General features: G+C 65.7%; 20 protein-coding genes. 16 read left to right on the top strand and 4 right to left on the bottom strand.

The genetic code is table 11. From position 1 onward, the window contains the following. The first annotated feature begins 74 nt into the window (after nucleotides 1–74). The 10 genes from ACETWP_RS14185 to ACETWP_RS14140 all read left to right on the top strand — a co-directional run bounded on the left by ACETWP_RS14185 (nucleotide 75) and on the right by ACETWP_RS14140 (nucleotide 5,735). Complete coding sequence (locus ACETWP_RS14185) at nucleotides 75–254, top strand: hypothetical protein (RefSeq protein ID WP_373972909.1); 180 nt, start codon at nucleotides 75–77, stop codon at nucleotides 252–254. A 64-nt stretch (nucleotides 255–318) separates the two neighbouring features. Next, nucleotides 319–585 carry a hypothetical protein gene (locus ACETWP_RS14180; RefSeq protein ID WP_373972908.1) on the top strand — a complete coding sequence of 89 codons (267 nt, stop codon included), beginning with the start codon at nucleotides 319–321 and terminating at the stop codon, nucleotides 583–585. 167 nt (nucleotides 586–752) lie between these two features. Next, nucleotides 753–950 carry a helix-turn-helix transcriptional regulator gene (locus tag ACETWP_RS14175; RefSeq protein WP_373972907.1) on the top strand — a complete coding sequence of 66 codons (198 nt, stop codon included), beginning with the start codon at nucleotides 753–755 and terminating at the stop codon, nucleotides 948–950. Continuing rightward, entirely contained in the window at nucleotides 950–2,134 is a 1,185-nt protein-coding gene (locus ACETWP_RS14170; protein ID WP_373972906.1) for a type II toxin-antitoxin system HipA family toxin, read from the top strand. Before ACETWP_RS14175 ends, ACETWP_RS14170 begins: the two co-directional genes overlap by 1 nt. Before the next feature lie 35 nt (nucleotides 2,135–2,169). After that, nucleotides 2,170–2,727 (top strand): hypothetical protein, encoded by a 558-nt coding sequence (locus tag ACETWP_RS14165; RefSeq protein ID WP_373972905.1) that lies wholly within the window; start codon nucleotides 2,170–2,172, stop codon nucleotides 2,725–2,727. Then, on the top strand, nucleotides 2,724–3,185 hold the full coding sequence (locus tag ACETWP_RS14160) for a hypothetical protein (protein WP_373972904.1): 462 nt from the start codon (nucleotides 2,724–2,726) through the stop codon (nucleotides 3,183–3,185). The genes ACETWP_RS14165 and ACETWP_RS14160 overlap by 4 nt, the downstream gene beginning before the upstream one ends. A 97-nt stretch (nucleotides 3,186–3,282) precedes the next feature. Beyond that, nucleotides 3,283–3,693: a hypothetical protein gene (locus ACETWP_RS14155; RefSeq protein ID WP_373972903.1), complete on the top strand. Its 411-nt coding sequence runs from the start codon at nucleotides 3,283–3,285 to the stop codon at nucleotides 3,691–3,693. Beyond that, nucleotides 3,686–4,420, top strand: a complete 735-nt coding sequence (locus ACETWP_RS14150; protein ID WP_373972902.1) for a hypothetical protein — start codon at nucleotides 3,686–3,688, stop codon at nucleotides 4,418–4,420. The genes ACETWP_RS14155 and ACETWP_RS14150 overlap by 8 nt, the downstream gene beginning before the upstream one ends. 96 nt (nucleotides 4,421–4,516) lie before the next feature. Further along, nucleotides 4,517–5,155, top strand: a complete 639-nt coding sequence (locus ACETWP_RS14145; protein ID WP_373972901.1) for a hypothetical protein — start codon at nucleotides 4,517–4,519, stop codon at nucleotides 5,153–5,155. A 61-nt stretch (nucleotides 5,156–5,216) separates the two neighbouring features. Next, nucleotides 5,217–5,735 carry a hypothetical protein gene (locus tag ACETWP_RS14140; RefSeq protein ID WP_373972900.1) on the top strand — a complete coding sequence of 173 codons (519 nt, stop codon included), beginning with the start codon at nucleotides 5,217–5,219 and terminating at the stop codon, nucleotides 5,733–5,735. Nucleotides 5,736–5,850: 115 nt separating this feature from the next. Here ACETWP_RS14140 and ACETWP_RS14135 read toward each other — a convergent pair whose 3' ends face one another. Then, nucleotides 5,851–6,120 carry a hypothetical protein gene (locus ACETWP_RS14135; RefSeq protein ID WP_373972899.1) on the bottom strand — a complete coding sequence of 90 codons (270 nt, stop codon included), beginning with the start codon at nucleotides 6,118–6,120 and terminating at the stop codon, nucleotides 5,851–5,853. Nucleotides 6,121–6,927: 807 nt separating this feature from the next. On the opposite strand from ACETWP_RS14135, the gene ACETWP_RS14130 reads away from it, so the two are divergent. The 5 genes from ACETWP_RS14130 (at nucleotide 6,928) to ACETWP_RS14110 (ending at nucleotide 14,164) form a co-directional block, all read left to right on the top strand. Beyond that, nucleotides 6,928–7,392, top strand: a complete 465-nt coding sequence (locus tag ACETWP_RS14130; RefSeq protein WP_373972898.1) for a hypothetical protein — start codon at nucleotides 6,928–6,930, stop codon at nucleotides 7,390–7,392. Next, the gene (locus tag ACETWP_RS14125; RefSeq protein WP_373972897.1) at nucleotides 7,389–7,976 is read left to right on the top strand and encodes a hypothetical protein; all 588 of its coding nucleotides are present in this window, start codon (nucleotides 7,389–7,391) and stop codon (nucleotides 7,974–7,976) included. Before ACETWP_RS14130 ends, ACETWP_RS14125 begins: the two co-directional genes overlap by 4 nt. A 122-nt stretch (nucleotides 7,977–8,098) precedes the next feature. Further along, nucleotides 8,099–11,884, top strand: a complete 3,786-nt coding sequence (locus ACETWP_RS14120) for a hypothetical protein (RefSeq protein ID WP_373972896.1) — start codon at nucleotides 8,099–8,101, stop codon at nucleotides 11,882–11,884. Nucleotides 11,885–12,749: 865 nt separating this feature from the next. Then, a complete protein-coding gene (locus ACETWP_RS14115; protein WP_373972895.1) occupies nucleotides 12,750–12,959 on the top strand; it encodes a helix-turn-helix transcriptional regulator in 210 nt (69 codons plus the stop codon). Next, the gene (locus tag ACETWP_RS14110) at nucleotides 12,947–14,164 is read left to right on the top strand and encodes a site-specific integrase (RefSeq protein WP_373972894.1); all 1,218 of its coding nucleotides are present in this window, start codon (nucleotides 12,947–12,949) and stop codon (nucleotides 14,162–14,164) included. Before ACETWP_RS14115 ends, ACETWP_RS14110 begins: the two co-directional genes overlap by 13 nt. A gap of 458 nt (nucleotides 14,165–14,622) precedes the next feature. Here the strand turns inward: ACETWP_RS14110 and ACETWP_RS14105 are convergent, their stop codons facing one another. Genes ACETWP_RS14105 through ACETWP_RS14095 form a run of 3 tightly spaced genes read right to left on the bottom strand, consistent with a single transcriptional unit; the run spans nucleotide 14,623 to nucleotide 16,580 of the window. Next, nucleotides 14,623–15,363, bottom strand: coding sequence for a TM2 domain-containing protein (locus ACETWP_RS14105; RefSeq protein WP_373972893.1), 741 nt, complete (start codon nucleotides 15,361–15,363; stop codon nucleotides 14,623–14,625). Nucleotides 15,364–15,408: 45 nt separating this feature from the next. Beyond that, nucleotides 15,409–16,062 (bottom strand): Rv1352/Rv1906c domain-containing protein, encoded by a 654-nt coding sequence (locus ACETWP_RS14100; protein WP_373972892.1) that lies wholly within the window; start codon nucleotides 16,060–16,062, stop codon nucleotides 15,409–15,411. Beyond that, nucleotides 16,059–16,580, bottom strand: a complete 522-nt coding sequence (locus ACETWP_RS14095; protein WP_373972891.1) for a hypothetical protein — start codon at nucleotides 16,578–16,580, stop codon at nucleotides 16,059–16,061. Before ACETWP_RS14095 ends, ACETWP_RS14100 begins: the two co-directional genes overlap by 4 nt. Before the next feature lie 241 nt (nucleotides 16,581–16,821). On the opposite strand from ACETWP_RS14095, the gene ACETWP_RS14090 reads away from it, so the two are divergent. Then, complete coding sequence (locus ACETWP_RS14090; protein ID WP_373972890.1) at nucleotides 16,822–18,876, top strand: hypothetical protein; 2,055 nt, start codon at nucleotides 16,822–16,824, stop codon at nucleotides 18,874–18,876. The last annotated feature ends 9 nt before the right edge of the window (nucleotides 18,877–18,885 follow it).

The following is an 18,885-nucleotide window of genomic DNA, read 5'->3' as shown; positions in this document are numbered from 1 at the left end:
ATCGGGTTGGGCTGGTTCGTCCTCCGCAAACGCATCACCCACCGGGACAACAGACGCGCCAAACAGGAGCAGCCGTGACACCGCGCTTCATGGGAACCCTCCTCGCGGCCGTTGGTGCGTTCCTGGCTCTCCTGGGCGTTGGTCTGGCGGCGGCGTCCGACCACACGCCGTACTGGGCGGTCTCGCTCGGATGCTGCGGCGCGGTCCTGCTGGTCGCGGGGATTCTCATGCGTCGACGAACCGACTGGCGGTGATGATCCAATCCGGTTTCGTCCGGCCGACAGCGACGGTTGGATCGTTCCGAGGGAGGAGGAAGGCATGCTGAACAGCACCCCGCCAGGCATTGTTCCCGACGGTTCGGGCGGCGGCACCCCGAGCAACGGTGCGATCCTCGCTGCGTTCGCGTACCCGGTAGGTGGTGCGATCCTCATGCGAATGCTCTCGGACGCCTTCGGCTTCGTGCCGGCGATCTGGATCATGGTCGGGCTGGTCGTCGCGACACTCGCCATCCTGACCACGGTCCTCCTCCGCAAGAACCGCCGAAGCCGGCCGGACGGCATCTGCAAAGACGCCCCCGACGAATGACGGGCGTCTTATGCCGACCGGCAGCATCCTGCCGAATCGGCACTGCCCCCTCTTCAACGGCCACCCTGGATCTACAACCGGCAACATATTGCCGATTCGGCTATTCATGGGGCAGAATGGTCTCAGAGTTAATACAAGCGGCAGGATTCTGCCGGTAGGGAGTGGTCGTGGGCGACATCCACAACGTGGGGCGCACTATACGGGACGCCCGGACGGCCGCCGGACTGACCCAGCGGGATCTGGCGGATCTGTCGGGGATCTCCGAACGGACCGTCCGCGCCATCGAGACCGGCACCGGCAACCCCGCGCTCGCGGCCGTGGCCGCCGCGGCCAACACGCTCGGCCTGCGCCTGGCGGCCTCCTAGTGGCCGACCTGCACCGGCTGCGGTTCGTGGCCGCGGCCGACGTCCACAAGGCCAGCCGGCTCGCCGGGCGCCTCGAGCGCGTCGAAGGCGGGACCACCTTCACCTACGACGACGGCTACCTTGCAAGCGGCTGCCAGCCGATAGCCCGGACGCTCCCCCTGTCCCCGTCGCCGGTCCACTCCCCCGCCGGCTCCCTGCCGCCGTTCTTCACCGGCCTCCTCCCCGAGGGGCACCGCCTCACGGTCCTGAAGGACGCGATCAAGACCAGTCTCAACGACGAACTGAGCCTGCTGCTCGCGGTGGGCGCGGACGTCCCCGGCGACGTACAGGTCGTCCCCGCCGGCGAGGACCCGGCCGAGCCCGAGCCGCTCGCCGACACCACCGACCCTGGACAGCTGGACTTCGCCGTGCTCGCCGAAGCGGTGGACCTCCACGGGCTGCCCGGTGTGCAGGACAAGGCCAGCGCCTCGATGCTCACGGCCCCGGTGGCTCTGCGTGGGCACCGGTACATCCTCAAGCTGAACCCTCCACGGCACCCTCACCTCGTGGAGAACGAGGCACTTCACCTTGCCGCGGCCAAGGCCCTGAAAATCCCGGTGGCCACGGCGACCGTTGTCAGGGACCGCAACGGGTTGGCCGGCCTGCTCGTCGAACGGTTCGACCGCGTGCCGACGGCCACCGGATGGAGCGCCCTGCCGCTTGAGGACGCCACCCAGGTCCTGGGCCTGCCGCCGGCAGCCAAGTACAACGTCGATGCCGAGACTGTCGTGACAGCCTTGGCGGCGGCCACCAAAGCCCCCGCCGTGGCCACACGAAACCTGTACCTGCAGTTCGTGTTCGCCTGGCTGACCGGCAACGGGGACCTGCACGCCAAGAACGCCTCTGTTCTCGGCCCGATGGGAAGCGCAACTGTGGCACCCGTCTACGACGTGCTGTGCACCCTGCTCTACGGTGACGGAACCATGGCCCTCCCGGTATCCGGGAAACTCAAGAAACTGCGGGCCCGCCACTGGGCCGGGTTCGCCCAAACCGTCGGCCTCCCAGAACGCGCCGCCACGGCCGCGAACCGCATGGCCCTGGCCGCGGCGGCCCGAGCGGACCTGTCGACGCTGCCCTTCGAAGGATCTCCACTCGCGGGCACGCAACGGGAACTGAGGTTCCGCCGGTCAGAGCTCGAACCCTGACATTGTCCACAACCGCGCAAGGCACAGGGGGAACGATGGTCACGAAGGACAAGCCGAATGGCACGGAGGGCGCCGGGCAGCGCCATGGGGTCGCCAACGCCGAAGACCCCGTGGATGACCGCCACCCACCGCTGGTGTGCAGCCGGCGGATCGTGGTCCTCGATTCCTACGCGATCGCCAAGGGCTGGTTCATCGCCGTGGTCGTGTGGCTCGTTGGCGCACTGCTCCTCTTCTTGGGGCTTGACGCGTCCACCGTCAAGGAGCCGGGAACGCTTTACATCGACAACGTCTCGATCTGGCCGGTGTTCGCGATCGTCAGCGTCGCGGCGGCCATCGCGATCGGCCTACCGCTCGGGCTGCTTCTCGCGCGCCTGCTCCGGCCAGTCCGCAATCAGTGGATTCACGTCGGGGCGTTCTTCGCGGTCCCTGCCCTGTTGTTCGCTTGGCCGCTCGGGTTCCTCTTTGGTGGGGGCTTCCCGGGCGGTCTGATGCTTGGGTCGCTCATCGGGGTGTGCTCGGCAATCAGCCGCGCGGCCATCATCCGCAACGCGACCATCGTCGACATCGCCGAACCTGCAACGGGGCAACAATGAACGAAACGCAGCCAACCCGACCGCCCACGAACGACGCCGCGCCCGAGGGCATCACCCCGGCGTTCCGCACGGCGTGGTGGAGACTGCACGCCTGGGCGTTCGGCCTCTATCTGGCCGCGTGCGCGGCGGCGTACGTCCAGGTTCCGCTCGAGGCGATCACCATGGCGGGCCTCGGCGTCGTGTTCGGGGCGATGGCCATGACGATCTCCATGGTGGTTGCGCACTGGCGCGCACTCACTCTCATGCCACCCCGGACGTGGGCGGGCATTGCCCACCTCTGGGGAGCCACCTTGGCGTGGCTGCTCATCTATCCGGCGTCGCTCGTCGTTGGCGGCATCGCCGACGGTGCCTGGTCGATCGAGCCGACGGTGTGGATCTTTGGGCTCGTCCCCTACGCGTTCTGGGCAGCGCCCGCCATCCGGGCGCTCATCGTCGCGGGACGTGAAGCATCCGAATGAGCGGCGATGCGCCCCGGGGCCCAGCTACGTGGGCTCCGCAATCGAACCGAGAGAGGACGGAGAAATGACAACCCCGGCCCCGCCTAGGCCACCCGTCGTGCTGCCCATCGAGGCGTTCGTGGCAGCCGGTGGGTGGTCCTTCGTCGCGTACGCTCCCCTGACGCTGTTGGCCATGGCCGTGATGGCGGTTAGCGACGGTGATCCGACTGTCGTCGCCATCTGGCTGATCTTGCTTCTCGCGTGGGCGATCCTGCTCCTGCCCTTCATGGCGGTCGCCGCGCTGCTCGCACTGCTGCTCCGTCGCGTGCCGGCGGTGTGGCACGTGCCCGCCTTCGGCGCCGTGTTTTTCCTCCTGGCCTACGGCGTCTGGTCGCTCGCGTTCCCCGAGCCGTCCGGCAACCTGGGAAGCGCCCTTATGGTTGGTGCGGCAGCCGGAGTCCCGGCCGCGTTCGCCCGCTTCAAAACCCGTCGATACGAGATCCGCGGCATGGAGGCCCATCATGGATGAGATTGCGTCCACGTGGGACGCGCTTCTGGCCCGCCTGAGCAAAACCATGGACGGCAAGGCCTCCGTCGTGGAGACGCACCGGCAGACCGACAGCGCGAAGACGGTGTTCGCGGAGGCGGTGTTCCGCGTCCCGGACGGCAACGGCCCCCAGTTGCAGGTCCTCGGCCTCGACGAGGTCGAGCTGCTCTTGTCTTTCGGCGACGGGACGAACCAGTGGGAGTTGGACTGGGACGAGGAGGGGGTCGCATTCATCGAGAATGTCGCCGGCGCCGTGTTCGCCGGACGGTGGAACCAGTACAGCGCGCCCGGGCGCAAGCACCTCGAGGTCGAGCTGGACGACGGGACGGTCATCGAGACAACCACGTACAGCGCGCCGACCGGGCTGATCCCACTCCCGGGATGGCTACGCCGCGCGAAAGCCCGGAAGACCCGCTCCGTGACCATGACCCACGACCGGGCGGCCGGCGCCGCGTACATCCGGCTCGCCACCCGGGCGATCCACGCATCGTGGCCCATCGACAAGGTCTCGACCCACCTCGAGGTCATCGTCGACGTGGACTCCGAGCGCCGGGTCCTCGGGGTCGAGATCCTGGGCCGTCCCGGCGACGGACCACAGCCGATCCTCGACGCCGTCGACGACCACACCATCGCCCACGCCCTCGCCGACGCAGGGTTCGACGTCCCGCAGCTGCGTGACAGCTCGACCATGGCCGTCGAGCTGATCTAGGTTGCAGGCGAGCCCGCCTCCGCTCTGGACAGGAACCCGGCTTGACCTGCACTCTTGGCTCGGGGGTCAACGCGGGCCGCCGGAAGGGCAGGGCAGATGGCGGACACCGACGCAACCCGTTGGCAGAAGGCGGCTCGATGCGCCGACGTCGTCGACCACGGCACCGGGCCCGCGTTGCGGACCTACTTCACTGTCCTCTGGCCACTGGGCTGTCTTGCCCTTATTGGTGTCGGCTACCTGGCCTCAAGCCTGCTGTTCAACGACCCCACCTCCACGACGGCCCTGGACGCGGTGTTCGGCCTCATGCTCGCCGCGGTCGGCACTCTGGTGGGAGGTCACGTCTACACGAACAAGCGCCTGGCCCCGCTCGTGCGTCCCGAACGTGCCAGCGCCATCCTGTGGCTGGACAAGCCGGAGAAGAAGGCCATCGAACGCCAGATCCTCCTCAAAGCCCCGCCGGTCCCCGAGCACCTGCACGTGGCGCGGGCCGCCGCCGCGCAGAGCCGTCTCTCACTCGCCCGCATGCTCGTCACCTTCCCGGCCATGGTCATGCTGGGCATCGGCCAACTGATCATCGCGCGGCCACCGGTGACCTGGTTGTTCGCCGTGTGGATCCCCGTGCTCGCGATGCTGGTTGGGACGATCGCGTATGGGGTGTGGCAGTACCGGCGGGCCGGCCGATTCCTGGAGGAGACGCGTCCTGTGGAAGGGAACGCGCCCGGCCCCGCGGCGTGAGCCGGGCCTTCATGCAATCCCGACGCCGGATGCACCCCGCGCGGTGGGGAATACTGGTCCCATGCCAGTGAACACCCTGTCATTCGTTGAACGCCAGGTGCGCACGACCTCGTGGGAGCGCCGGTGGTTCTTCCTGTCCCGGTTCGTCGAGGCAGAGCACACCTTCCTGGAGCCCGCCATCGACGGGCGGCCGTTGCGCGAGTGGGTTCGCGAATGGGAAGGCGTCGACGAGCCGCCGGAGGAATCCACGTTGCTGAGCGCTTTCGACCCGGAGTTGGCCGTTGAGCAGCTCGACCGGCTGCTCGGCGACAAGCCGAACCAGTTCGGGGACCGAGCCTGGCTGCTGTTCTGCAAGGTGTGCTTCGACGAGGGCTGCGGCGGCCTGACCGCCGACATCTCACGTGCCGGCGGCCGCGTGACCTGGTCGAACTTCGGGTGGGACACCGACTACGTCACGGAGGACGAGGAGCCAGCCCGCTACAACGCGTCCTTCTCGTTCGACGAGGCAGCCTACGACCGGCTGCTGGCCGAGGCCCGCGAGCACTTTAAGGTGCCTCTTTTCGAGGACAAGCTCGGCTGATCGGCACGGTCGAAAGCCGTCACCACCCCAATGACGTCGGACACACACGCCGGTTCAACGCACTGGATTACCCGCGGGATGCTGGCGAACAGGACGTCATCCGGGCCCTCATCGCTTAGTTGAGCAGGCCCTGCCGAGTGGCTTCTTCGCTCTCCTCGGGCTCCTCGTCGAAGACGGGCACCCGGTTGTGGCGTTCGTTCTCCCACGCGAACAGCCCGGCGAGGGCGAGGGTGACGAGTCCGAGGACCAACAGGAACCAGTCCCCCTTGGTGATGAGCACGTAGAAGCCCACGGCGATCCCACCCAGAGCTGGCAGCGCCATCGAGACTGCGAGGGCCCTCCCGCGGTCCAGGTAACTCCACTGCTGACCCCTCTTCGGCAACATGCCGGCCCCCCAGACTGTTGATCGTGTCGCCGATCATCCACCGGACACGACCGGCGCACAAGTGCGGCCACGGACGCGACGCGGGCCTAGAAAGCGGCGGGGCCTCCGGTGATCCTGATGCCAGCCAACGGAGGGTGCTCGTCAAAGTACATGATCTGGCATGCTCTCGGGATTTCGGACGGAGCCCCACCGCAAAACCTGGGGACTACTGAAAGGAGGAACGTCGGCAAGCAGCGGCGCCCGCGCGCGGTTTCAGCGGACGTTCATCGAGCACCGGGAGGATGCCGCGTGGGTGGACCAAATGCCTCCGGGCTGGCGTCCAGCCCCACCGCGGCGAGTCGGGACCGGATGGCCGTGATCAGCGCGACGGTGGCCTCGAAGGCCGCCGTGAGGTGGGTGGGCGGGCGTGTGGAACGGGGGCTCGTACGCGGCGTCGCCCTCGAGCCGGCAACGGGCAAGCAGCTCGTAGACCCAGGATCGGGACACTCCGTAGGCGACAGACGCCTCCCGGACGGTTCGCTTTGCGGTGACAACGGCAGTGATGACCAGACGTGCCTTCGACATAGCTCAAGGGTCGGCCGTCCACGCCCGCGGGATCCTCGCCGCGGACGAAAGCCTGTACCTGCACCGAGGTCTGAGTGTTCATTCGGGCCATCGATCCGGCCCGTTTGCATGACTTCCGTCTCACGAAATAACACCTGTCCGCCGTGTCCTCGGGCAACTGATCCCGGGGGTGTTCCGGCGCCGTGCGGCCCGTTACGATCGGCTCGACGGCGCGGGCGAGGGTCCCGCAGCGGAGGGGACCCGATGGCCACCATGACACTCGAGGCGCGCACCGGCGTGCCCGTCGGCAGGCTGAACATCCTGCGCCTCGCGTACCTGATCATGGTCGGGGGGCTGGTCTTCTTCCGGTGGGCGCCTCTGGTGGCCAACGGGCCCGACTGGCCCCTGCACGAGGGGGTGACCGAGTACATGCTCCTGGCCGTCTCACTGCTGGCGGTCTTGGGGCTCCGCTACCCGCTGAGGATGATCCCGCTGCTGCTCTTCGATGCCCTGTGGAAGCTCGCGTGGCTCGGCGCGGTCGCCGTCCCGAAACTGCGGGCCGGCGAGCTGGGCCCGGACCTGATCGCGGTCATCACCAGCTGCGCGTTCGCTGCGATCGTCCTGGCGGTGATCCCGTGGGGCCACGTGTGGCGGCAGTACGTCCTCGCTCCCGGGGACCCGTGGACGATCCGGGCCCGGCGCACCCAGCCCCGCCGGAACCAGCCGTGACCGGCCCTCTGTCGCCGCCCGGCGCCGCCGCGGCGGAACGCAAGGGCGTGTGGGAGCGCCTCTTCGACTCTTGGGTCTTGTTCTTCTTCCTCGTTCTGATCATCAACCCGGTGATCCAGAGCCTCTTCGGGCCCTGGCTTGGCGCCGCGGTGGTCATTCCCCTCGTTGCCGTCTGCGGGACGCTGCTGTGGCGTGCCAGAAACCGGCAGCGCCGGGACCGGCTCGGGCGCGCGGCCGCGGCGAACGGCACCTTCGAGGGGTGGCTGCGGCACCCGAACGCGCTCCCGGACTCCCTGCGCCGCCGCTGGGCGTACGGGACGTTCCGGCTCGACGGCGACACCCTGGTGTTCCAGCTGCGCACCGAAGCGGACGGACCCGAGCTCGGCCGACCCACAACCTATAAGGACGTGTCTCGCCTCGGGGTGCGGGACGTGCCGACGAAGGAGGCCGGTGTCCCGAAGTCGTGGCCGGTGCTTGCGCTGGCGACGGACAAGGGCGAGATCGAAGTCCGCATCCCATCCGAAGGCGTGGCGGTCCTCGCTACCCTCTCCCGACCGTCGAGTTCCGTGGACGGAACCAGTTAGCGGTTCAATCCGGTAACGGTCCCCGTTCCGCCGAACATCAGGCCCAAATGCTGACGAACAGCAGCGAAGACACGGATCCTCGATCCGACGTGGAGTCGCCGCCGTGTAGGTAGCGTTGCTGTATGACGAACTGGCCGCCGATCTCGCGTGATGACTTGAAGGCTGCCGCCAAGACCGCGGCTTTCGACGTAATGTTCCCCGAGTTGATTCGAAGGCTTATAGCCGAGACTGCGGATGGATTGACAAGTCTCGACATGCCAAGCGGTAGCGGTATCGCGGCTGGGGGTTTCGACGGGATTGTCGAAGCGACATCGAGCAACGCGTTCGTTCCGGACGGAATATCAGTGTGGGAATTGTCAGTCGGGGGCGGGCAAGGTAAGGCAGAGGATGATTACACCAAGCGCCTAAACGGTCCTCCGGGAACGAAGATGGCGGATGTCACCTATGTGCAGGTCATCCTCGAGCCCTGGACCAAGGCACGGTCTTGGGCTGCCGCCAAGAGTAGTGAAGCGAAGTGGCACCGGGTTGAGGGATACAACTTGGACAGAGTGACTACTTGGCTCGAACAGGCCCCCAGCACGACGGCTTGGTTGGCCGCATACCTCGGCAAGGCCCTCCCCGGAGTACGCGACCTAAAGACCTGGTGGTCAGAGTCCTGGCTTCCGTCTACACGAGTGGAGCTCGGTCGCGGGATCGTTCTTGCCGGTAGAGAGACGGCGGCTAAGCGTCTACTAGAGGACATTGAGAGCGGCCGGCGAGTAATTAGCTTGGGCGGTGGACTGCCTCCCGACGAGGCGCCAGCCTTCATCGCTGCCGCGATCCTCGATGACGCAACGCCTGAAGGGCTGAGTCGATCTAGCCGCGCACTCCTGATTTCGGATGCGGCCTCTCTAGCGCAGTTGATGGCACTGCCGCAGCCCATGATCTTTATCCTTCTTGATGCAACACTGACGCGTGACCTGCCGTCTGCGTCTCGCCATCAGGTCATTCTCACGGTTACGCAGGGCACCGCTTCCGTAGAAGTACCACGGCTCGATAGCGAGAAAATTTCCGCGGAGTTGAAAAACAAGGTCGACGAGGATTCCATACACGCCCTTGCCGCACTGGGTCGTCGCAGCTTGCTCGCTCTGCGTCGACGACTAGCCCATCACCCCGAACTATTGATTCCCACGTGGGCCTCAGAAGGGGACTCGATTCTCAGACGGTTGCTCCTCGTCGGAAAGTGGCGCGCGGGAAATACGGACGATCGCCAAGTCTTGGCTGATCTAATGGGTTCGAGCTACGAAAATGTTGATGCACGAGTTCGCACATTGTCCAGTGCAGTCATTCCACCCTTCATGTCTCAGGTCAACGACATTTGGCACGTGGTGACGCTGGAGGATGCATGGTCACTCAAGAGTCAAGAGATCACTGCTGACGACCTAGTGGCGTTCCGCGCGGCCGCGCTCGCCGTCCTGGGAGAAGAAGATCCGGTTCTCGCCATGCCTGATGACGAGCGGCACCTTGCCGGCATTCGCGGGATCGGACGCAAATACTCCGGTGTTCTTCGCGAGGGCATCGCACAGGGATTGGCACTATTGGGCTCATTGGCTGTCCCCGTGTCGGGCGGTGGGTCGGCCACAACGGCTTCGTTCGCTCGCTCCGTCGTAAGAGAGCTGGTGGATGCGGCGAGCGAAGATGCCACATACCGAAAGTGGCATTCACTCGGAGACGTGATGAGCGATCTCGCGGAAGCTTCCCCTGAGGAGTTCTTGAATGCTGTAGCCGCCGGATTTGGTGAGGGCGCCGCTTCACACCAGAAGATGTTCGTCGAGCCAGCTGATAATCAGTTCGGCGCACCAACGTCCTCACACACGTACTTTCTCTGGGCATTGGAGCGACTTGCCTGGTCCCCTGACTACATCGATGAAGCTGTCGAAGCTCTTGCGGGTCTTGCAGACATCGATCCAGGCGGCAGAACGACTAATAGGCCGCTTAACTCACTCCGCGGAATATTAAACGCGTGGGTCCCGAATACCTCCGCGGACGTCAACGATCGGATCCGATGTATTCGCAACGTCGCTCGGCGACACCCCGCCACTGGAGCCCGGTTGTTGACTTCGCTCATCCCGAAATACCGCGAGATGCAGATGATTCACAGTTCGCCCCGCTTTCGGGAATGGGGCCGCCTGAAACGCACCAGCGCTGAAGAGATGCGTGAAGTCCTGAGGGTCGTGGTTAACGAGCTGAGTGCTTTGGCCGCTAACAACGCGGCGGTAGCACTCATGGCCGTCGACAAGCTCGCGGCAGTCGACGCTGCAATGAGAACTGAGCTGCTGAGCGCTATCCGTAGTGCGGGTTCAAATGGAGGTGGAGAGTCAGACGACCTGACTCAGCTCTTTCACGGGTTGCGTGAGTTCGTTGCCCGCCACAAAGAATATCCCGACGCCTCTTGGGCGCTGCCGCATGATGTCATCGCCGAGGTCGAGGAAGTGATGCATGAGATCGCTCCGCATGACACTTTCGATCTTAACTCTTGGATGTTCGAGAACGACTGGATTGACATAGGAAGCTTCAGACGACGCGATGACTATGCAGCATATGCAGCGGAGGTCCTGCGACTGCGAACTGAAGTTGTTGAGGACATTTTCACTGCAACTGGATTGGACGGCGTGCTTGGCTTCGCTGTACGCGTCGGAACGCCGGAACTTGTGGGTAGCGCTCTCGCGAATAGCGGGGAGGATGTGGCTGAGGCTTTGCTGCCTCATCTGGCCACGGATGGTAACGAATACAAGATGGCGCATGGTTACTTCGCCGGCAGAATAAGGACGGCCGGCCATATCGACCTTGTCGACTCGTTGATCGCTCTAACTCCGGAGGCGAAAGCTAAGGCGAGATTGCTGCGCATGCTTCCCGACCTCGACCTAGCGTCCTCACGTCTTGTTGCTCTGTCTGACGATGAAGTAACCCAGTCCTATTGGTCGGAGTTTCCGATTTACGGCTTGGGGCATGATTTTCAAGACGTAACTAAGGTGGGCTGGAGTCTACTTGCCGTGGATAGGCCCGCTTCTGCCGTGATGCTCGTTTCTCTCTATATCCAGCAATCGAAGGATATGGGCTTAGAAGAGGCAAAACTTGTCGCGGCAGCCCTGGACCGACTGCTTGAGCTGGCAGAGATTCCAGACAATGAGAAGAGTGCCTTTCGAGAGTCAGACCTGGAGCGAATTTTCTCTCTCCTAGCCAACCATCGCGAGGACCTCGGGCGCGTGCGAGTGATTCGCTTGGAGTGGAACTTCTTCCAAGCCCTAGGTTTCGATGCTGCGGCTCCATCACTGCACCATGCCGTTGTTACGGGCGCCGACTTCTTCGCGGACCTGATCAAGATGTGTTTCCGCGCTGCAGGTGAGGAAGCTAAGGAGAGAACTGAGCAGGAGCGTGCAGTCGCAGCGAGGGCCTTCGAGGTTTTGCGCACATGCAAGCGCTGTCCTGGCTTTGACGCTGACGGCGTTGTAGATGCGGAGGCGCTCACGGCTTGGGTGACAGACGCACGCGAACGCCTGTCAGAGAGCGACATGAAGATCATCGGCGATCAACAGATTGGTGAACTACTGGCGAATGCACCGGCGCGCGCGTCAGGGGCACCTTTGCAAGACTCCGTTCGCGATCTGATCGAGCGCGTCCGGAGTCGCGACCTTGAGCAAGGCATCTACTTGGGCATAGTGAACTCACGTGGTGTCACGAGCCGCAGCCTCGGCGAAGGTGGTGCACAAGAAATGGAACTTGCAGGAAAGTTTCGAGCCTGGGCCGATGGGGCAAAGGCATGGCCAAGAGTACGCAAGTTGCTGGAGGCTGTGGCCGAGTCCTACGAGGGTCAAGCCCGGCGAGAGGAACTTTCCGCGGAAGCTTGGCGCCAAGGCCTCAGGGACTAGCCCTAGCACCCGCCTTCGTAGTGGCGCCGGCCGCCAACACGTTGCGCCGTGCGCATCTCACAAGTCGATTCCCTCGCGCGATGCCGACGCAAGATGCCTCAGACGGCTCAGCATCGTCAGCAAACGCTTCGCCGCCGTAGATCCAGCGCCCGTCTGAACGCCTAGGGCGCTGAGATCCGCCGCGAAGCGCCCGAATGGAGTGACTAAAAAGTGACTACAGCGCCGGTAAACAGCCTCAATTATTGATCATGCATGCGTTGCACCACCTGTCAAGCAGGTGCGTTGAGAGCGCGAAAGAAACCCCTGCTTCCCTTTATTTGCAAAGAAGGCAGGGGGTCTGTCGATGGTGGAGCCTAGGGGAGTCGAACCCCTGACCTTTTCATTGCGAACGAGTAGCACGCAGTCTACGATCCATGCCCAAGAGTCCGGATGTCCTCAAGCCGGGGGGCCTACCGGAAGTCTCTAAAGGGAACGATGCGATCTTTGAATAGCGGTCACCATTTACTCACCACCACGCAGAAAACGTGGCGGAAACAGGGGGTACACAGCCGAAATAACCCTAACGATCGAGAACAGACGAAAGCCCTAGATGCGCGGCATCCCGCAGATCTAGGGCCTTTAGTCAGAGCCCCCTACCGGATTCGAACCGGTGACCCCCTGTCAGAAGGACAGGTGCCCGAATGGGTACCAAGACGGTCACTTGTGCGTAATTCCGGGGATCCTTGCGCTTGAGTTTCTCTGTAGCCTTGCCCTCAAGTTCCCGCAAGCACCCGCTCAAACCAGATCATTCCCGGTGGATCTGTCGTGTTGTCTGTCGTGTCTGAGCAGCGGTGAGACGGGAAAGCCTGCCGCACTCCACAGAGGTATGGAAAACGAAAAAGACAACATTCTGTCGCTCGACGCCCTCGGCGCGGAGGCGACTGCCCGGCTTCTGGAGCAGTCGCCCAAGACCCTGGCGAACTGGCGCTCCGCTGGCATCGGACCGCCCCACTACAAGATCGGTCGGCGGGTCTTCTACCCCAAGGCCACTCTCGTGGAGTGGGTCAACGCCATCAAGCTGCGGTGCGCCGCCTGATGGCGTCCAAGATTCCTGACGGGCAGCTGGGGAAGATCAACACTATCGAGATGGACGATGGCCGCTGGCGCGCGACCGCTCGCTACAAGGGTCACGACGGCCGGTTGAGCCCGCCCATCGCCCGGATCCGGAGGACCAAGGCCATGGCTGAGACTGCCGTCAAGGCCGAAGCAGGCCTGCGGAACACTGTCGGTGGTCCCACGGAAGGAGAGAACCCGAAGGTCGCAGCCGCCGTACAGGGCTATCTGCAGGCAGTCGCCGTGAACCGTCCACAACTCTCGGCGACCGGCGCAGTGGGTTACAGGGTGACCAACGGGCTGACGTGGCAAACGTATTCCCAATACGCGGACCATGGTCAAAAAATCATCCGCGCCCTCGGCAATATCGAAGTCAGGAGGCTGACATACGACAACTGCGCCACCTTTCTCCTGGGGCTCATCAGCGCCGACGCCTCCAGCGGCGTCTCTACGGCACGCATATGCCGTGCCGTGCTGACCAAGAGCCTCGATCACGCGATGCAGCGCGGATGGTGCCGTGTCAACCACGCCAAGACCGTCAAGATTCCGGCGAGGCGTGTGGAGACATACGCCCCCGACGTTCAGGTCCTTAGCGAGATCCGCGAGGCCTTCGATTCCAGGTGGAATCTCGCCGGCCGGCCCGGGCCCAAGCCGAGTCGGCGGGTACGCGACATCTTCGAACTCCTCGTAGGGACGGGGGGCCGGATTGGCGAGGTGATGGCCCTGCGCTGGTGCGACGTTGATCTGGATGTCGGCGTCGTCGCCTTCAATGGCACGCTGTGTGAAAAGGGAAGCCTGTTCCGGCAACCCTGGCTCAAGACACGGGCTTCCAACCGAAGCATCCGCGTCCCTAGCTGGAACCGGAAGCTGCTCTTGGAGCTGCATGACCTCCGAACAGGCACGGCACCCACCGACCCGGTCTTTCCAACGCGTACTGGACGTTTCACCGCACCGTCCGCGGTCCGGCGGTCGATTCGGAGCATTCTGCAGTTGGCCGACGTAGAGTCCGTGAACCCGCACGCTTTCCGAAAGACCGTCGCGACACTGTTGAGCGAAGATCTCGGGGACGCCGCCGCCATGAGGCAACTCGGCCACTCGGACGAACGCACAACGCGGGAGTCCTATATCGAACGGCCGACTCTTGTCCCCGATTACACGCGCGCACTGGAACGGCTTTCCCCCTGGTGAGTCTGGTCCAACCGAGCGCTGGCAGTCTCCGCCCACATTGGCATCCAGGGTGGCAGGTGGGCGTAGCCAGTTTCCACAGAGGCGCATTTCCGACCGAAGTCGATCCTTGGGTTGCGGCCAGTCAGGAGCCGGGAGGCGCCGGCCAGTCGCTGATGGAGGCAAGGCCAACAGTCGGCAAGCCATGCAAGTTGTGAATGCCGGGTCCCGACAACGCCCAGCGGCCAGAACGGGGACCGTTCCTTGGTTGGGAGGACTGAATACGATCAGCGAACACGCGGTTGAGGTGTTCTTATCGGGTTGGCCGTGGCAAGGGCGGCCACCACGCCATCGCGGTGAACCGAGAAGGCGAGCAACACTACGCCGCCACACTGCCCTACGACGAGTCCAGAGTGTCTAGTCGGTCCACGACAAGTGGGGCCGCCGCGGTGATCGCGACAGCCCCCCTCTCGATTTCCGATCTAGCGCTTCTCTTCGATCGTGACGCTCCAGCCGGTCATGTTCGCCGCGCGCACGTCGAGGTAGTAGCTGCCGGCGTTCTTGTGAAGGGCGGTCGTGGCGGATTCGGGCTCCGTCAGCATGACCATCGGGATGCCGCCGTCGGCCTGGAGATCGGTGCCCTCGGTCAGCAGGTAGATGCTGCCGATCGACATGTCCGGGTCGCCCTCGAACGTGTAGGACATGCGGGCTTCCGCGCCGGTGAGCTCGAAGGCCGGGCTTGCGGCGTCGGAGCGTCCCTCGATCGTGGCGACTTCGGTCCAAGTCGTCGACGGCTCGGCGGCGGATTCATCGGCCGCTGCCGGCTTCGCGGGCGCCTCGGATTGGCCGGCCGTCGTTGCAGCGGTGACGGGAGCGGCGCTCGGTGGATTGCCGGCGGTCGTGGCCCCGTTCACCGCACCGAGCACCACGAGGACCCCAGTGACGATCCACGCCACCATCCGCTGCTTCGGGGTTCCCTGCAGCGGAAGCCCCCGCTTGTCGCGCATCCCGCCGGCCAAGATGATTACCAGGTCCACGAGCACCCAGACGCCCAAGCCGCCGATCGTGAACAGCTTGAGCAAGCCGGTCCCGACCTTTCCAAGGTAGAAGCGGTCGACGCCGAAGATACCGAGGAACAGGGACAGCAGCCAGGCCGTGATGAAGGACTTGCCAGCCGGTACGGCGGCAGGAGCCGGATAGGGAGTCTGCATTGTGTGCGTCATGATGATGCCTTTCGGTGAAGTGATTGTTCGAGCTGCCGACGAAGGCTAGCGCTTAGTCCAGGTGCCGCAGCGGTTGGATTTGAAGTCCTGTCCCTCGGACAGGCGCACGGATGGGCGGCCTCCGCCGGGGATGTCGTTCTCCTCAATGTCGCCGTTCGTGCCCGTTCGCAGAATGGCCCAGTAGCAGTCGGAATCGACCGGGCTGTCGGTGCGGTAGGTTCCCGCGGCGATGTCCATGCCAACGGTCCAGGTTCCGTTGCCGATGGCGTTGGTGGCCTTTTCCTCCTCCGCCCCCGTCACGGCTTTTTCCCGCTTCGCGACGGCCGCCTCGACGGACCTGAGTTCGCCCTCACGGGTTTCCAGCGCACTCTCGCGCTCCTCGATGTCTGTCTCCCGCTCGTCTAGGCCGGCCTCCCGCTCCTCCATGCCGGACACGAGCGAGTTGTAGTCGCCCACCAGTTCGTCGTACTTGGTTCCGACGGCATCCCGTTCGCCCGCCGCAGAGGTCCGCTCCCCCACCAGCGCCCGGTATTCCTCGCTTGCGGTCGGGTCAACGGTCGCAGAGCCGGTTGCCATTCCGGCGCCGAAGAGGACGACGGCGGCCATGGCCGCAGCGATGACCGCCAGGGTCTTCCGGTTCGGTCCCGCGCGGGGCGCGTCGGCCGCCGGTGGGACCGCGTCCAGTTGTTCGGTGCTCATGATTCCTCCGTGACGGTTTCGACGACGATGTCCAGGCCGTTGTCGGGGTGGTAGCCCCAGGTGGCCGAGTAGTCTCCCCAACTGGCCGCCTGCCGCCCGTCGAGTGCCCGGGTGCTGTCCATACGGGAGACCGTGGACTCCGGGATTCCCAGGGCGTCGAGGACGCACATCACCTGTACGTAGGTCGCCCCCGAGGATTCCTTGCCGGCGGTGGCCAGTTGGATGCTGCGGCCCTCGTCGAGGACGTCGACGCCTTGGACGTCTGTGACGCCGCATTCCGCGGCGGCGTCGGTTATCGGGCGGCTGTCCGGTGCCTCAGCGCCGGTGACCGTTGCCGTGCTCTGGGAATACGGCGCGGACGCCAGGGTGCCGAGGACCAGGCCCGCGGCCAAGCCGAGGCAGAGGCCGCCCAGCCCAAAGATCCACGCGTCGCGGGATAGGTGCCGCGGAGCCTTGACGCCGCTGGATCCGCTGGATCCTTCCAGGGGCGCCGGCGGTGTCGTGTGCGGGTCTGTCATGGTCTCTCCTCGATCGTTCGCTGAAGGTGCGGGTGGCGGACCGGACGGCGAAACCCCCAACACTCCACCGTCCGATCCGCTCGCCGGCTCGTCTCCTGCCGACATCTACGAAGCTACGGATGGTCGTCACCATCGACGTTCCCGACAACCGATAAGGGGGCTTATCAGTCTCGTCCCGAAAACACCGGTCGGTGGCCCTAGAGTCAGAGGGACGGCTCGACCAACCGAAGGAGAAAAGGACATGACGACGAATCTCATGACCCTCTCCGACGTCGCACGCATGGCCGGCGTCCAGCGTCCCGTGGTCACCATGTGGCGCTCCCGGAGCCGCGGCACCCTGCTCCCCTTTCCCGCCGCGTCGCACCGCGAGGGTGCCCAGGAACTGTTCGAGGCCGCCAGCGTGGTCGAGTGGCTCCGGGCGACCGGACGCGGCAACAACCCGGACGCTGCCGAGGATGCCGCCGCCCACGTCGTCGACGGCAGGAACAATTTCCATGCCGTTTCGGCGCTGCTGGCCCTGCGCGCGGAGATGGGCTCACCCTTGGTGGGCCTCGACGCGCACGGGCTGCTGGACGCCGCCGACGCCGCGGATCCCGACGACGAGTACCTCTACGCGGAGCTCGAGGCTATCGGCGACGAACTCGTGCCGCTTGCCGCCTACACGGACCGTCTGGTCGACGCCTCCTACGGCGTTCCCGCGGCCTTCGAAAGCCTGCTCGCCGACCGTTTCCGCTCCGGACTGGGCAACAAAGCCGCCGCGACGCTTTCCGGGACCGCGCTGGACCTCGTGGCTGCCGCGGCGCTGGAGGTCGGAGCCGGTTCCCGTCTCTTTACGGAGACGACAGCTGGCGGCACGGACCTGCTCCTCGCCGTCGCCAAGCTCCTGGGCGAGGACGCCGACGGGACCCTGCAGGTGCTTCCGTCGGATTCCGGCGCCGCCCCGTCCGGGCGTCCGGCGCTGCGCCGGTTGCACGCCCACGCCGCGGGCAGCGACAATCTCACTGTCGTGCGGCGAGACCGCGCCGCCGCGGGAACCGTGCATCTGGCGCAGTTCCCCGGTCCCGGCCAGCCGGACCCGGACACCCGTGCGGTGCTGGATGGCGTCGACGAGATCGTCCTCGGGCTGAACCGCACCGAACGGGCTGTCGTCATCGGCCCGGCGTCCGTGCTCGTGGACCGACTCGACAGCACCGAAATGGACAACACCCGGTCCTCCACCCTGCGCGCCGGCCGGGTCCGCGCCGTCGTGCGGCTACCGAGAGGCCTCTTGCCCGCCAAGCCCCGCCAAGCGATGGCGCTCTGGGTCCTCGGCCCGGAGCCGCAAGGCGTTCCACTCGGAGAGCGCCGGGTCATGGTCGCGGACTTGCTGGACACCCGTCTGGACCGGGCAGCCGTGCAGGACCTCTCCACGGACCTGGCAGCTTCGCTCCGCGGACTCGAGTCCGTACGCCGCCACGCCTTCCGCTTCTCGCGCCTTGTGCGCACGGCCAGCCTGTTGGCGGCGCGCGCGGGGCTCGTGCCCGACGACGGGCCCTCGGCCACCGCTCCCACGCGATCCAGGGCAGAGACGGTCCTGCGCACGGAACAGGCGATCGCCGCCGTCCAAGCAACGTCCGGCGCCCGACCCCACACAACGTTTAGCGTGGCAGCGCGCGCCTCGAACACAGCCGCCGGCGCCCGCAGCGTCCCTACGGTCCCGGCTACCGCGGCACGCCCACTGGGCGCGTTGCGGGACGCAGGCCACGTGCGCGACCATCCCGGGACGCGCATCGACACCGCGGATCTCGCTCACGGGAACGCCGGCGGGGTCCGCGTCTGGGGGCCCGGGGACCTGGAACGCGGCTTCGGTGTGCCGGCCCCGAGCGCCGGGATCCCGGCGCTGGTGCTAGCCGCCCGCTACCCCCGCGCCCGGCTGACCGAGCCCGGGGACATCGTCTTCCGTTCGGGGCCACAGCCGGCGGCAGTCGTCGATACGGAGGGCTCCGCCGTCGTGCGCTCTCCGGCGCGAACGCTGCGGATCAACGCCGCGGACCCCGGAGGCCTGCTGGCCGCCGTCGTCGCCGCGGACATCGGCGCGGCGCCACCCGGGAACTGGCGGCGCTGGCCGGTGCGCACCGTGCCGCCGGACCAGGCCGCGGCGCTCGCATCCGCGCTGGCCGAGCTCGTCGAGGAGCAGCAGGCGGCCGCCGAACGGCTCACCCGCCTCGCGGAACTCGCCGCGCGGCTCGCTGGCGGCGTCGCCGCCCAGGACCTTGAGATCATTGAGACCGACACCCAGACGGAAGGACGGCCCTAGTGCCAGCAT

Source organism: Arthrobacter halodurans (assembly GCF_041877255.1).
Taxonomy (GTDB): Bacteria; Actinomycetota; Actinomycetes; order Actinomycetales; family Micrococcaceae; genus Arthrobacter_N; species Arthrobacter_N halodurans.
Note: the sequence above shows the minus strand (reverse complement) of the source record. Positions and strands in the feature narration are given on the sequence as shown.